Annotated in this window: 17 protein-coding genes; 1 reads left to right on the forward strand and 16 read right to left on the reverse strand. The window is 28.2% G+C overall.

Going from position 1 to position 14208, the window contains the following annotated elements; genetic code table 11:
• Positions 1 to 6 precede the first annotated feature (6 nt).
• From HW119_RS00895 to HW119_RS00950, 12 genes are all read right to left on the reverse strand, one after another.
• Entirely contained in the window at positions 7 to 555 is a 549-nt protein-coding gene (locus tag HW119_RS00895) for a hypothetical protein (protein WP_177760875.1), read from the reverse strand.
• Positions 533 to 1327 carry a BrxA family protein gene (locus HW119_RS00900; protein ID WP_177760876.1) on the reverse strand — a complete coding sequence of 265 codons (795 nt, stop codon included), beginning with the start codon at positions 1325 to 1327 and terminating at the stop codon, positions 533 to 535. The genes HW119_RS00895 and HW119_RS00900 overlap by 23 nt, the downstream gene beginning before the upstream one ends.
• A 264-nt stretch (positions 1328 to 1591) precedes the next feature.
• Positions 1592 to 1948, reverse strand: coding sequence for a type II toxin-antitoxin system HigA family antitoxin (locus HW119_RS00905; protein ID WP_177760877.1), 357 nt, complete (start codon positions 1946 to 1948; stop codon positions 1592 to 1594).
• A gap of 3 nt (positions 1949 to 1951) precedes the next feature.
• A complete protein-coding gene (locus HW119_RS00910) occupies positions 1952 to 2245 on the reverse strand; it encodes a type II toxin-antitoxin system HigB family toxin (RefSeq protein ID WP_177760878.1) in 294 nt (97 codons plus the stop codon).
• 487 nt (positions 2246 to 2732) lie between these two features.
• On the reverse strand, positions 2733 to 3206 hold the full coding sequence (locus tag HW119_RS00915) for a hypothetical protein (protein WP_255497943.1): 474 nt from the start codon (positions 3204 to 3206) through the stop codon (positions 2733 to 2735).
• Positions 3190 to 3522 carry a hypothetical protein gene (locus tag HW119_RS00920; protein WP_177760879.1) on the reverse strand — a complete coding sequence of 111 codons (333 nt, stop codon included), beginning with the start codon at positions 3520 to 3522 and terminating at the stop codon, positions 3190 to 3192. Before HW119_RS00920 ends, HW119_RS00915 begins: the two co-directional genes overlap by 17 nt.
• 150 nt (positions 3523 to 3672) lie before the next feature.
• Positions 3673 to 4398, reverse strand: a complete 726-nt coding sequence (locus HW119_RS00925) for a nucleotidyl transferase AbiEii/AbiGii toxin family protein (RefSeq protein ID WP_177760880.1) — start codon at positions 4396 to 4398, stop codon at positions 3673 to 3675.
• Between the two features lie 4 nt (positions 4399 to 4402).
• On the reverse strand, positions 4403 to 4690 hold the full coding sequence (locus HW119_RS00930; RefSeq protein ID WP_125020384.1) for a DUF6922 domain-containing protein: 288 nt from the start codon (positions 4688 to 4690) through the stop codon (positions 4403 to 4405).
• Positions 4691 to 4855: 165 nt separating this feature from the next.
• Positions 4856 to 5401, reverse strand: coding sequence for a hypothetical protein (locus HW119_RS00935; RefSeq protein WP_255497944.1), 546 nt, complete (start codon positions 5399 to 5401; stop codon positions 4856 to 4858).
• On the reverse strand, positions 5385 to 5930 hold the full coding sequence (locus HW119_RS00940; RefSeq protein WP_177760881.1) for a hypothetical protein: 546 nt from the start codon (positions 5928 to 5930) through the stop codon (positions 5385 to 5387). Before HW119_RS00940 ends, HW119_RS00935 begins: the two co-directional genes overlap by 17 nt.
• Before the next feature lie 29 nt (positions 5931 to 5959).
• Positions 5960 to 7504 carry a hypothetical protein gene (locus tag HW119_RS00945; RefSeq protein ID WP_177760882.1) on the reverse strand — a complete coding sequence of 515 codons (1545 nt, stop codon included), beginning with the start codon at positions 7502 to 7504 and terminating at the stop codon, positions 5960 to 5962.
• A 12-nt stretch (positions 7505 to 7516) separates the two neighbouring features.
• Complete coding sequence (locus tag HW119_RS00950) at positions 7517 to 9109, reverse strand: hypothetical protein (protein WP_177760883.1); 1593 nt, start codon at positions 9107 to 9109, stop codon at positions 7517 to 7519.
• A gap of 193 nt (positions 9110 to 9302) precedes the next feature.
• Here HW119_RS00950 and HW119_RS00955 point away from each other — a divergent pair, with 193 nt between their 5' ends.
• The gene (locus HW119_RS00955) at positions 9303 to 9716 is read left to right on the forward strand and encodes a helix-turn-helix domain-containing protein (RefSeq protein WP_177760884.1); all 414 of its coding nucleotides are present in this window, start codon (positions 9303 to 9305) and stop codon (positions 9714 to 9716) included.
• 324 nt (positions 9717 to 10040) lie between these two features.
• Here HW119_RS00955 and HW119_RS00960 read toward each other — a convergent pair whose 3' ends face one another.
• From HW119_RS00960 to HW119_RS00975, 4 genes are all read right to left on the reverse strand, one after another.
• Positions 10041 to 10739: an RloB family protein gene (locus tag HW119_RS00960; protein ID WP_218620386.1), complete on the reverse strand. Its 699-nt coding sequence runs from the start codon at positions 10737 to 10739 to the stop codon at positions 10041 to 10043.
• Entirely contained in the window at positions 10729 to 12054 is a 1326-nt protein-coding gene (locus HW119_RS00965; protein WP_177760886.1) for an AAA family ATPase, read from the reverse strand. Before HW119_RS00965 ends, HW119_RS00960 begins: the two co-directional genes overlap by 11 nt.
• A gap of 233 nt (positions 12055 to 12287) precedes the next feature.
• Positions 12288 to 13658, reverse strand: coding sequence for a relaxase/mobilization nuclease domain-containing protein (locus HW119_RS00970; RefSeq protein ID WP_177760887.1), 1371 nt, complete (start codon positions 13656 to 13658; stop codon positions 12288 to 12290).
• Complete coding sequence (locus tag HW119_RS00975) at positions 13655 to 13963, reverse strand: plasmid mobilization protein (RefSeq protein ID WP_177760888.1); 309 nt, start codon at positions 13961 to 13963, stop codon at positions 13655 to 13657. Before HW119_RS00975 ends, HW119_RS00970 begins: the two co-directional genes overlap by 4 nt.
• Positions 13964 to 14208 lie beyond the last annotated feature (245 nt).

A 14208-nucleotide genomic window follows, 5' to 3' on the forward strand; every position in this document is an offset into this window, starting at 1 on the left:
AATGGCCTATATAATTTTGCATCTGTATTCGGATGCAATTCTTGTATTTAAATATTCTAATTGGTTGTTTTGATTGTATTCTGCTGGATATAAGAATACAGCAGGTAAAGCAGCATCCATAATGGTTTTACTTTCCATTAAAGACAGCATATCAAAATGTGTCGCATAGATAACACCAGTATTGATGATGACTGGAATTTTATTAACTTGGAATACTTGATCTAATTTATCTATAATCAAGTGAAACAAGTCTGGTTGCGCATCTAAGTCGTTCTTGAATATACGATCCAACGAAGCTTGTAGATGTTTTAAATAGAACTCAACATCTTCTTTGTTTTTCTCCACAAATTCCACTAAAACTTGGTTCAAATCAATGATTTGATATTTTGATGCTTCTAATTGATGTAACTCTGAAATGAAATTAATTTCTTCTGAAGGCTTACAAACCAATAAAATAGAGTTCCCCCCATTAGCTTGTAATTTAATTTCAGAATCATTGGACGATACTAAGCGTTCTAATTCTAAAATTGCATTATGAGGATTTAAGTGTTTCATAAAGTTTATCGTAGTTAATCATTGGTTTTATTTTTAAATTATCTCCGTTGTATTGTACTTCGACATAACGGATCAGTTGTTTTTCCAACACTTTTTGAAGGAAAAACTCGTTTTCATAAAATGAATATTTAATCCATTCGGAATGAATCTTATTCGAATTTTCTTCTGCTATAGACAAAAAATAAATGAATACTAGAAATTCTTCAGATGATAGATTCTTGTAGATAATTTCTTTCTTTTGAACCCCCTTTAGAAGTCCAAACTTCTTGAGAAGCGTTAGATACTTTGAAGCCGTTGTCGTTATAGTAGAATCTGACCAATTGCCTAATTTTTCATTCGTTTTTTGCAGATCTTTTAGACAAATTTCAACTTCTTCTTTTTTGATGATTCGTCTCCCAGAATAATAAACAGGAAAAAACACTTGGTTATTTAGATGTCTAAATAATTCATTATTGAAGGAAAATAGAAGAAATAATAAATAACTATTATCTTCTATAGACTGTTTTTCTATGAATGGAAGTATTAATTGATTCAAGTTTTCATTCGAAGACGTGAACGATTCTGTGATGGCTTTTTTAAATCGATTAACCGACTTAAGTGTTCTTATATCAGAATATTCTACATGGCTTTTATCCTGTAATTCAGTCTTTATCAAAAAAGTTTTGATCAGATTGAATTCAGGTAAACCACCAATGATATTTATATTTGAATTAATTTGCATTTTAAATAAAAGATACTCGTAAATATACAATATCAAATTATATAAAAACATATAAAAATGGTGAATTGTAGTAAATTTTGAGTAAGATTTCTTACCAAAGAAAAGTACTTTGTTAATTTAATAAGAAATAGTCATTTTGAATATTCCTGATTTGTACAAATACTATCAAAAAGGAATTGATTCAAATTTTGGAAGAAAAAATAAAGGCATATTTACCTTTATGATATTCAGTTGAATCGAGACCTTTTTAATAAACTAGTTGAGATTATACAGTCGACTTAAAATTAGTAAAGCCTCCGAAGTTGGAGGCTTTATTTAATATGTTTGAATTAGAACTTCGGAAGGAATATGTAATTTTTGAGTTAAAGTGCGGATCATTTCTAGGGATAATTTTCGCTTTCTATTTAAAATTTCACTTGCTCTACTTTTTAATCCAATCATTTCTGCTAAATCATTTTGTGTGTAGCCCATTTGTTCCATTCTAAATTTAATTGCTTCAATTGGATCTGGTAAATCCATTGGGTAATGTTCTTTTTCATATTTTTCAATCAATATTCCCAAAATCTCCAATTCATCACTTTCTTCCGTTCCAGGAAGTGCGTCAAAAATCACCTCTAGTCTTTCTAAAGCTGTTTCGTAATCTTGTTCTGATTTTATAGGTTTCAATTTCATAATTTAAATGGTATTGGCATTAATTTTATCATATTCTGCGTGGGTTCCTATAAAACGAATCCACATCATTTGATGCATGAAGTTTATTTTGACAATTAATCGGTAATGATTTCCCTTAATATTAAAACATATTCTATTATCTTCTAAAATACATGCGCTTGGATACTCGGTCTTTATCTCATTACTATTTTTCCAAGTTGCTTTTTCTGCCTCTTGATACCAAGCTTTTAATTGCTGTTCACTATCTGCATGTTTTGTCCAAAAAACACGTAATGTTTTTATTGCTATAACTCTCAATTAAAATATTTTATACAAATTTACAAATTATTTCCCGATTCGGGAACTTTTTTTTTCAAAACTCTTTTGTCGAACTACTTCTGATGAAAAAGAAAGTATACTTATTTATATTAGTAATAGCTACCCGTCTTGCAGAATCTGAATACCGAAATGAGGATTAAAACTTTTGATTTTTTTTAGGATAGTTTTCATTTTTCTACTAAATAATATTCAGCTTTCATTCGAGGGGGCATAATGAATTGCATGCTGTCTTGCTAGCCTACCTGCACATCATCTTGTCGGTGATCCTGTTAGCCTTCTTGATATCTGCCTCGAAAAAATTTACAAATGACCGTTATTTCAATCAAAAACATCTATTTTGTATGAAATAACGAACATTTTAATCTTAGTTATTAAATTACATTTGGATAAAAATTTATCTATCACTCGTTAAACTTCTACGCTGTATTAGTTCACAAGCTTCAAGTAGTTTATGATATTCAAGTACTTATACACTGCAATCAAAGTCTTTTCGATACGTATCATCGGCCATTGTGGCTAATATTAGATTAAGAAATGATTTACTGACGTTCTCAAAAGTATGTTTTTTAAAAATGTTTTCAAAAACTAGATATGGATTTTCAATCTCCTTTTTATCTAAATATTTCACTTCTTGCAACTGTTTCTCGGAGACCTGATGTTTGCAAAGATTCCTTATTTTAAATTCCTCTGGATTTTGAAAAATTTTGTATGTAATTTTTATAATAGATTGAAAAACAATTGCATCATAGATCACCTCTGAAACTCTTTTTTTATCATACATTACATGACTTAAGGAATACAAGCAATAATTATTTAATTGTTGATGAAAATAACCCATATTTGCTTGTTCCTTTAATAAAACTAAAAGTTCATACGGGCATTCTACCTTATCTTCCGTCCAGTAATATGATTCTAAAGTTAACTCACACATCTTCATCATAAATTTCACGATTAAAAATTAACCAACATGCATCTAACAACCTATTGATGTTGATAAATGAAATACAAATATCTTCTGATGGACAACTGCCATAACTACCTAAAGTATGCTCCATAATATCTTCTAAATCTAATTCAATTTGTGAAAAGCTTTGTTCATTAAAAACATGTTTAATAATCAGGTATGGATTTAAGTATTGCTCATAGGTTAAACCAGATGCATAGACTAAATACTTTGAATGTAACACATCATTAGATTCACTTTTACGTTCATTTTTATCAATATTTTTTAAAATTTTAAAACTTGCTCGAATCAAAAAAAAATAATGCTTTTTTTCATAATTAGTTAGATTTAATATTTCCAAATTCAACTAAAAAACTTTAACAAAAAAAAGCTCCTATTTAGGAGCTTGATCAATGGTGTATTGAAATGTTGATTTTTTATTAATAACCTGAACTACGAAAATTTATTTTACCGGATATCTTCTTTTATTTTCCGATTTAACTTTAATTTTGAAATTATATATGTGGTAAATAATTGTTCTATTTTCAACACCTTTAATCAAATGTGGTTGACTATGAAAAGGTAAAGATTTTGAATTGGTTCTGTTTTCTATAAGAGATAAAGGATCAATATACGGGCATATTTTATTTTCATAATGAAAGATAGTTTTAATACCTTCTTGATTATATTTTAGTTTTTTTTCATAGTAAAAATCTATTAATTTTGATAAACTAATTTTTTCGGTTATAATATCTAAATCAAATAAATCTTTTAAAGCATATCTATTAGCTAAAGATTCAACTTTAAAAACCCCTACATCTTTGACAGAAGCCATTCTAATACCGTCTACTGTTTCTATTGGATCAATAAGTTTAAATGCCTGTATACACTCAACCTTTATTTCAAAATCATCAAATTTTAAAGTAAACCTCAAAAAAACGAGTTCATCAGATTTTTCAGTAGGATATTGTAAATAAAAAAGTGAATTCGGAAATGAGCTTCTAATTTCTTCTTCAATTTTTTTGAAACATTCAATTCCAATAAGATCTTCACAAAATAAATCAATATCGTTGGAATCTCTATGACTTAGTCTAATCGATAAACTAGTACCACCTGCTAAATAAAAAGATTGCAATCTATCTAAAGATTGCAATCTTTTTATTATTGTTATAATTCTTTCATCAACCATTTAATTATGAAGAGTACTTACTATTGAAAGTTATATCATATTTTTGAGATAAAAGAGAACAAATTTCATCACTTATTCTATCAGTTGATTCTACTACTGCAGATATAATTTTTTTAACGCTGAATTTTTTTTCTAATACTTTAATATTATTATCAAAATACGCTTTATTTGTAAACATAAGTATTCGAGAAATAATAATTTTATAATCTCTATTTAGTGATATTTTTTTAATATCCATATCCCAAAAAATAACCGTTGGAATACTTTGTAAATCCAATGATACTATTTTCATAATTTTTTTATTATTAATTTCTTACAACAAATATATCTTACAAATATATAAATTAAAGAAGACAAAAAAAAAAGAAAAACCCTATAATGTTCTACTATCTAAATTAATACAAAACCCTAGCCCCAAAAAAAACAAAGAAAAGCTAATTTTATTTGATATAAAAATTTACTGTTCATTCGTTAAACATCGTTGCTGTATAAGTTCACAAGCTTCAAGTAGTTTATGATAGTCAAGTACTGATACACTGCAATCAAAGTCTTTTCCGTACGTATCATCAGCCATCGTGGCTAATACTAGATTAAGAAATGATTTACTGAACTTTTCAAAACTATAGTTGATAAAAATGCTTTCAAAAACCAGATATGGATTTTCAATCTCTTTTTTATCTAAAAATTTCTCTTCTCGCAACCGTTTTTCGGAGACCTGATGTTTGCAAAGATTTCTTTTTTTAAATTCCTCTGGATTTTGAAAAATTTTGTATCCAATTTTTATAATAGATTGAAAAACAATTGCATCATAGATAACCTCTGAAACTCTTTTTTTATCATACATTACATGACTTAAGGAATACAAGCAATAATTATTTAATTGTTTATGAAAATAACCCATATTAGCTTGTTCCTTTAGTAAAACTAAAAGTTCATACGGGCATTCTACCTTATCTTCGGTCCAGTAATATGATTCTAAAGTTAACTCACACGTCTTCATCATAAATTTCACGATTAAAAATTAACCAACAAGCGTCTAACAATCTATTGATGTTGATAAATGAAATACAAATATCTTCTGATGGACAACTTGAAGCATTTCCTAAGGCATGCTCCATGATATCTTGTATATCAAACTCTATTTGTGAAAGCGTTTGTTCTTTAAAAACCTCCTTAAATATCAAGTATGGATTTAGATATTGTTCATAGGTTAATCCTGATGCATAAACTAAATACTTCGAATGTAACACATCATTAGTTTCACGTATACGTTCATATTTATCAATATTCTTTAAAATTTTAAAACTTGCTCGAATCAACGATTTCAACATATTAAAAATTTCTAACGATTCCATTGGACTTGTATAGATTTCAAATTTTTTATCGAATGCATATTTTAACAATTGATTGAAATTCGTTTTAAAATTTGTTAGCGATTGAAATTCAAAAATAGCTTGAATTAATTCATAGGGATTTTTAATTTTCCTATTACACCAAGACTCTGCTTTTAAGGATAATTTTTCTTTTTTCATGATTTCTAATTTTTAAATTAAACTTCTGATTAAACATTTATAAATTTTGTAGTTGAAGAAATTAACTTATCAATTATTGAAAACGTATCATTATCAAAGATTAACTGATTATGATCATTTATTGCAGATTGTATGGTTTGTATTAATTGAATTAATTGATTATTTTCTTGAGTTGTAAATTCAATAAAAACGTTTGGGTTTGCGAAAATTACTAAGTCAAAAAGCGTTTGTAAATTAGTTGTTTGAGGTTTAATAATCACCTGTGAGAAGACAAATAACTGTAATTGTTTTGCCAAAATGTCTGCTAGAACCTTACTAGAAATATATTTTACAGTGGTTTTATTTTCGAATATTGGTTTGATTTCGTTATTATAAGTATCTATATTTTGGTTTAGTAAAAAAAATAGATCGTCAAAATATGAAATCTTACGGTTAAACCAATGCATTTTAGGGTAATAGTCCGAACTGTAAATTTTATTCTTGGATTTCATTGTCTTTTTAAAGAAACATTGGTATTCATAAAGTTCATTTTGAATTTGATAACGTGTATAGCAAATGGAGGTTATACGAACATTTTCAATTGGATTTTGTTCTATGTGTTGCAAATAGGTTTTTAAATGTTTTGTTGCTTTATGTTTTAATACCACAAATACATAAAAATGTTCATGCTTTTGATTACTATCAAAAGTTGTGATTTGGTGGAATAGAAATAATTCTTCCACCTCATCAAACTTTTTTAAATGATCTAAAGCTTTATGATTCATTAATTCGTGATCGTAAAGACCAAAATTTTGAACTTTTTGCAATGATTTGTTTCTATCTGAATCATTAATGTAAATCGCATAAGTTTTATTGATCAGTATAAAGAACTGTTTTTGAATCTTTTGTAAGCTTTTTCCAAAATCGTCGTAATAGCCCGAATCATCATCATTAGTTATGTAATCGATTAAAAAGTAGGCTTCTTCGTTTTTTTTAACCAGTAGTTTTTTTACTTCTGGAATAAAAAGCTCTAAAATCAACAAACGTTGGGTAATTGTTTTACTTTCAAATGAAGTTCCGAAAAACATGAGTTCTAAATAAGTAATATCATTCGCAAATGCTTTTATCATGAATTGCCAAGCACCTTGTAGCCTTTCTTTTATAAATTGATCACTTATTTTTTTCAACATCAGGTATTTTTCTTCATAACTACTAAGTAACTTTTTTAAATCACTTTGACCTAAATATGTACTTAAACTTATTTCTTCAGTACTGTACAAGCAATTGTCAAAACTTAGCAAATGAGCGAGTATGAAATCGTTAAAAATCTCAGAATATTCAAAGTCTTTCTTATCAAGAAAGACCATTAAAATATGACTTTCATTTAAAACAGTATTTTGGAAATCGACAGAAAATGAATTTTCAATTTCTTTTTTATCTTTCACTTTTAACCATAAAATGTGATACTCCGTACGAGCAGTTTTATCATACCAAATGGCTTGAATTTCTTTAGTACGAATACTTTTTTCTAATTTACAGTTCAATTCATCTGGTAAACGAACTGTTTTACTGAATTCTTTTTCTTGAATGTTCATAATACTATATTTTTAATTGTTCGTAATCTGTAATTCATTAAACAGCTTTTGACAAAGACCTAAAGTTTTTGCACAAGCTAATTGATCAATATTTTGTTCTTTTGGATCGATATTAGGAAGGAAATCTATCGGCATACTCAACAAATGAAGTATGGTTTGAACTTCAATAGAATCGATACATTTATTGTAAATTTCAGGTAACAGCGCTTGGAATAATTGCATCAAATATCTGCAACTGTACATAGCAGGAATGTATTGTAGTTTTTGATATAAAAGTCCAAGTATTAACTGTTGTAATATATTTTTAAGAAGTAAAATATGTCCACTTTGGTATACTAAATCTTGCTTTTGAAAAGCAGTAAACCAAGGTGAAATATAGGCTAAGCGTTCTGTCCAATACTTTTCTTGTAATTGTTTTGAATTAGTAGTTTCAACAAGCTTTTTATTTATAACTAAGTTGTTTTTCAAATACAAAACATTTTGAAGTACTATGAATTTATTAAAAAAGAGTTGGTATTTATTTTCGTTTTTTTGAAGCCACTCCAACGTATGAATTAAACAAAACACTTCTACCTTCCCTTTGAAATGATTAGAGACCTTTTGAACAAGCACATCGTGTTGTTGGATGCGAAGTGTTGGCGAAATTAAAAGCAGATTGAATTTATACGTATCGTTACTGTTTGGGTTAATTAAACTTTTGGTACTTAATAAATAAATCGCATCTATTTTATAGGCACCGAGCAGAAAAGCAACTAGCTGTTTTAATAGTGTTTTTTCATTTGAACGATCTGAAAGTTGTGCATCGATTCGTTTGGTGTAAAAAATATTCGATTGTTTAAATGCATGGGTTAGGATTTCTAATGCGCTATTCTTGGTTTTATCGAAAATACTTTTGGGAGTTTCTCCCATTATAGATTGCGATTGATCGATAAATAAACCCTCCTTCATTTTAGAGATTTTATACACTATTTTTGAAAACTCAGGATAATATGCATCTATAAATACAGTAAATTCTTGCTCGTTATATTTGTGGTGTATGGAATTTGGAAGCAACATATTTTTTAACAAGTCGAAATAGTAAGCAAAGACTTCAAGCAATGCTAAATGAGCTGCTTCGTAAAGTTGCTGTTTGACTAATGGCGTTACGAATATGGAAATTGCCTCATGTACTTTATTCTCAACCTCCTTACTGTAATTTCGATAATGACTTATTGCCTTTTGTTTATCTGTACAGTAAAAATTTTGAAATAAACTGTTCCATCTCTTTAAATGATTGCTGTAAATAACAAAACAAGGCTGTAAATTCAATTGCAGATAACTAAAATGGAAATGCGAATCGTTTGCTGAAACTTTATGATAATTAATAGATATCAAAGTATCATACTTTTCCAAAGCATTTAAAGTATCTATTTGATGTTGTAACTTACAAACCACAGCCTCATAGTTTTGCTTATCTACTACTAAGCTGAGTACTTTTAGCTTACTGTTAACCACAGGTGTATAAAACACTAACATTAGTTCATTACTACAAACAGCATTGTATATAAAATTTTGAACATCTAAAGTCAAGTCTTCTGGTAGATTTAATGCATTTAAATTTTTCATAATCAACGATTTAAAAATGAATACATCAAAATTGATTGATTATAACTGGGTATCGAACCATAAAATGAGGTAACATACCATGATTAGGTGGTAAAAAACATTTTGTAGGGAAATGGGGAGTTGGGAAAAGGAATAAAAAAATTGAATGATTTAAGAAAAAAACTTATATTTGAATTTATAAAAATTTAGGCTTATGGAAACGACACAAAAGAAGCATTTAGGACGCAACATCAGTCGCATACGAGAAATGAAGGGAATGAAACAAGAAACTTTAGCTGAACTATTAGGTATTAGCCAACAAAAAATGTCGATACTTGAAAATACAGCTGATTTGGAAGATGCGAAACTAGATATTATTGCTAAAGCCCTTGAAGTGCCTACCCAAGCTATAAAAGAATATTCGGATGAAAAGATGTTGAATATAATAACTAACAATACTTTTAACAGTAATGATTCATCAACTCTGAATGCAATAAACGTGATGCCTACCTTCAATCCTTTAGACAAGTTGGTTGAGGCATATGATGAAAATAAGAAATTATACGAGCGTTTGTTAGCTGCTGAAAAGGAAAAATTAGCTTATGTAGAGCAACTATTAAAAAAATAGATTTTTGTTTCAAAATCACACTAAATTATAAAAGTAAAAAAATCGGCTATTTATTAAATTAATAGTCGATTTTTCTATTTTTATACATTTTTATAGAAAATACAGTTCATGCACTATCTATGCCTTTGCTATGGAGTATCTACGGAGCATCTATATGGTTGGTATTTAGAAAAATTTTCGGTGACCCGTCTTAAAATAACTATACCTATTTTTAATTAAATCCTGTTATAGTTATACATTATTAGTCTTAATCCTAAACTTACTAAACAAGAGAGTTTTGATAATTAAACTCTCTTGTTTAGTATTCTGATAGAATGATTTTCGTCATAAGTACTTTAATAATTCAGAAACTAATTTAAAAACTGTAGTAGTTGATTCCTCAATTGAGGGATTAAGATGATTAAAAGAATTATAATTCCGTTTAGCTCGTTCTATAGCAAGTAATTTTCTTTCTTTTCCTGTTTTCTCATCTATACCATCTAATATTTCAAAAAAATCCTCTGTTATTATTTTACTTTTTAATCCGTCATATTTTAGTTTGTATGGTTTTATTAACTGATTAAGTTTATCATTATAAAGGTTTCTGTTCATACCTCCACCTTGATGATCATTAAAATGTAGTATTAACCAGTATTCAAAAGCTTGGTTCGAATAAGCAACACCAAAACCATAACTTTCTGCAAGAATAATAGCATTATCAAAATCCGTATTACTAAAATCATCTTTATCAAAAACGCACCAAACTTGTTCATATTTGCCATCATCTGCAATTTGCTTTGCTCTATTTACAAGAGAAATAGTATTATAACCTTCTCCCACTGGTTTAATTGTAGCTGAAGACAACCTAAATTGTGTAAAATAAGATGGTTCTGTATTTTTACCTTCACAAACGATTAATATGGTTGGTTTTTCAGATAGAACAGGTTCTGGTCTTTCAAAGCTTATCCCTTTTCTTCTATTAGCTTTTAACAGCTCTTTATGCCTTATCTTGTCTGCATTTTGTTCGGCTCTTTTATCTTTCATTCTCATACTCTGGCAAGATATTATTAAGATTATCAAAAAGACCTAAAAAAGGAACTGCACCGTACTTCCCTTTAATATAATTTTCTTCAAATGATTCTGACTTTCTTACTTCATCTGATTTAAAATCAGCTAAAGAATATAGCTTAGCCTCTCCAAACTTATTTTTATCAGTGAACCAAATTTGATCACGTCTAAAAAGACCAGAACTTAATAAATTAGTATCGTGAGTGTTGAAAATTAATTGTGCATTTTTTTTATTTAATTCTTTAGAATTAAATATTGAAACAATTTTGCAGACTAAATTAGGGTGAAGCTTTGAGTCTAATTCGTCAACAATTAGAGTATACCCATTTTCAATAACATCCAAAATAGGTCCTGTTAGTGCAAAAAACTTTCTTGTACCTGATGATTCATCATCATCTAATGAAAAGTTAATAATATCAATTTCCTTTTTATTCGCGTCAAATTTTTTGTGCAATGTTAGAATATCTGAAAGGAATTCTCTTTTTTCATCTTTTACCTCTTTAATTATTCTTTCCTTTAATTCTTTTGGCATGTCTTTAGGAAGGTCTTCTATATCAATTTTTTCAAGTTTAATATCTTGAATTCCTAAATCTGCAGCTTTTAATAAATTCAAAATATTTGCTTTTTGATTTGGATCATCAGCTCTACTTAACGTAAACCCTCTATAACCGGATTCATTAAGACCTGAGATAGTCTTTAGTTTTTTAAACCAATCAATCACTTCATTTGAAATTAGATCATTAAATTGTGCTGCAACAGATAATAATAAAGCATTATCTCTAACCAACCCTTCTTTAATTACTGCTTTACCTTTTGTGAAATTTCTAGTATGTGTTTCAAAGTTGTCACCATCTCTATAAAAAAGTTCAATCTCTTTAGTTTTGGGTTTGTAATAAAGCCATTCAGAAATAACGTTAGTTTTATCAACTTCAAATCCATATCGAAACATTACATTGTTATGTGTGAAAACAACTTCAAATTCAGATGGTGAGTTTTCAGTTTCACTACTTAATTTGAAAGGTTCCACATCAATTTCATCACCTTTCTGACTATCTTTTGAACTCGATATAACAAAATATTTCATAAAACCCAAAGCTTCAAAAAACTTACTTTTTCCACTTGCATTTGCACCATAAACAACAGCACTTTTAAGTAGTCTTAAGTTAACATTCTTATCGTTATAAATGTTATCCGACTCACGAGTAACCTTATCATAGTTTGATGCAACAAGACTTAAAGATGCTTTTTCTTTGAATGTTTTAAAATTTTTTACTGTAAAATATAGAAGCATAATAAACGTCTTTTTTGAAATTATTAAGCGAATATACACTTTATTTTACAAGAAATTATAAATTGATAGTTAAATTTAATTTAATAGAATTCATGTGAACACCTTGTTGATTTTATAAATTTATAGAAACATTACGTCAAATTATTTTTTATGTGACATCTACCTGTAAAATCACGCCTAAAACTTATATAAAAATACAATTTGAATTTAATATTCTTTCAAAATAATAAATATTAAAGCCTTCTTGTTACTTTTTGTTTATTTTCTATTAGCGTATTTGAATTATCAACTGTAAAAGTCTTTATAATCTTATTTTCAGTTGCACTTAAAACACTAAGTTTATCTTTATGTTCTTGAATAGTTTTAATGAATACCTTTCCATAATCTGGAATACTTGAACGGTTTATTTTTATTTTCAACTTAGGTTTAATAGCGGCTTGTTGTTCTTTTAATAGCTTCTTGTTGTCAGCTAGAATTTTTTCTCTTCCAAAAAGTAGCGGAACTTTTTCAGGTTCTTGCTGTATTAAATCATTGTATTGATGTGTTTTGAATTCAAAATCTTTGATTGCCCCAAAAACATAGGTTTCTGCACTTTTTCTAAACTGTATTAATGGCTTATTTGAAATACGGTAGCCTTTGTAAAACAAATTTTCATCTTCTAATTTAATCTCATTTTTTTGGAAATACAGCTTAAAATCAGGAGTAGGTTTACCGTTTTCATAATCGTTTACAATTGCTTTTAAAGCATTTTGAATATTCTTGTAAAAGGCATTTAATGAAGTAATATGTTTTTTTAGCTCTAAAATCTGGTTATCTTTTATGGCTTTTATAATATCTTTTGCCTTGATGCCAATCTGACTTCCTTTGTATGCTTGTTGATTGTATCGAAATGAAACCCCACTTAATCCGTTTATATTGAAAGTCGTTTTACATTCAATTCCTTTTTTTGAAAGTTCGGGTTCTAACTTTTCAACCGTTTTTAAATATGATAAAACATGTATCAATTCATCATAAACAAACTGCTTTGTATCTGAAATATTAGATGCTTTGTCTAAAAAAACTTTATTTTTAGGCATTTCTTTTTTAGTAAAACGATATCCTTTTTCAGATTCCGAATCGTAAATAATCGTTCTTCCAGGTGTGTAACGAAGATTCAGTTGTTTTTCAACTTTATCGCAAGCAACTTGCAATCGATTTTTGATATAACTGGTATCTAAATTTTTAGATTCAATATCCACTTTATTAATGATCCAGTGATAATGTTCAACATCCGTATCGTTATGTTTTACCAAAAGGTATTGATTCTTTTCTCGATCAAACTTAATTTCTTGTAACGCAAGATGCATTGCTTTTAAGCTTTTATCTATTCCTAAATTTTCATCTTTATGAAAACTAAAAGCAATATGGAGAACTGGTCTTGAGCTTTTAGCATTGGAATCAGCGATAAAACGCATTTGCTTTGCCATTTCAGTCGATGTTCCCCAAACGTTATTTTGTTCGATTAAAATTGGCTTTTGCTGCAACGGCAAATCTTTTTCATGTTCTTTTAGAACATAAGAAATTGCACCTTTAAATCCTGTTCCTGTATTTGAGAATGCAATCATGGATCGAATGTTTTATTGATTTTTTGTAATAGCTCCATGATAATTGGAAGCTCTTTTTTTTGATGTGCATATCTAGTTAATTGATTTAGATTGTTTGCCAACCCAATCAAAGTTTTTCGGTTTAAAACAAATTCCGAAATTTCGTTAGTTGACTTTGCCCATGCGTGCCCTTTTAATAAAAATTGACGGGCTAAGTCGGAAATACTTAAACCATACTTTTCTGCATTTTTTTGAATCTGTTTCTTTTCTAAAGCAGTGACTCTAATCACAATCATTTGATCTCTTGTAATCTCTTTTTTATTCATTTCTAAAGTTTTAAAAAATTAGCGAAGCGTGAAGATTTTTCGCTCCGCAGGACAAGGGTCGGAAATAGGATATGCAATTAGTGAAACGATTTGTATATACATTTCAGCCCCTTGCTCTTACGAAACGTGTTTATAAGCTTATATTCTTTAATTGATAATTTCTTGAATAGAAATTCAATTTGGTCTTCTCTTAGCAGGTGGTAAAACACTGAAAATTTTAATATTTCGTAATATTCACAAATAGC

This window comes from Flavobacterium sp. I3-2, assembly GCF_013389595.1.
GTDB lineage: Bacteria > Bacteroidota > Bacteroidia > Flavobacteriales > Flavobacteriaceae > Flavobacterium.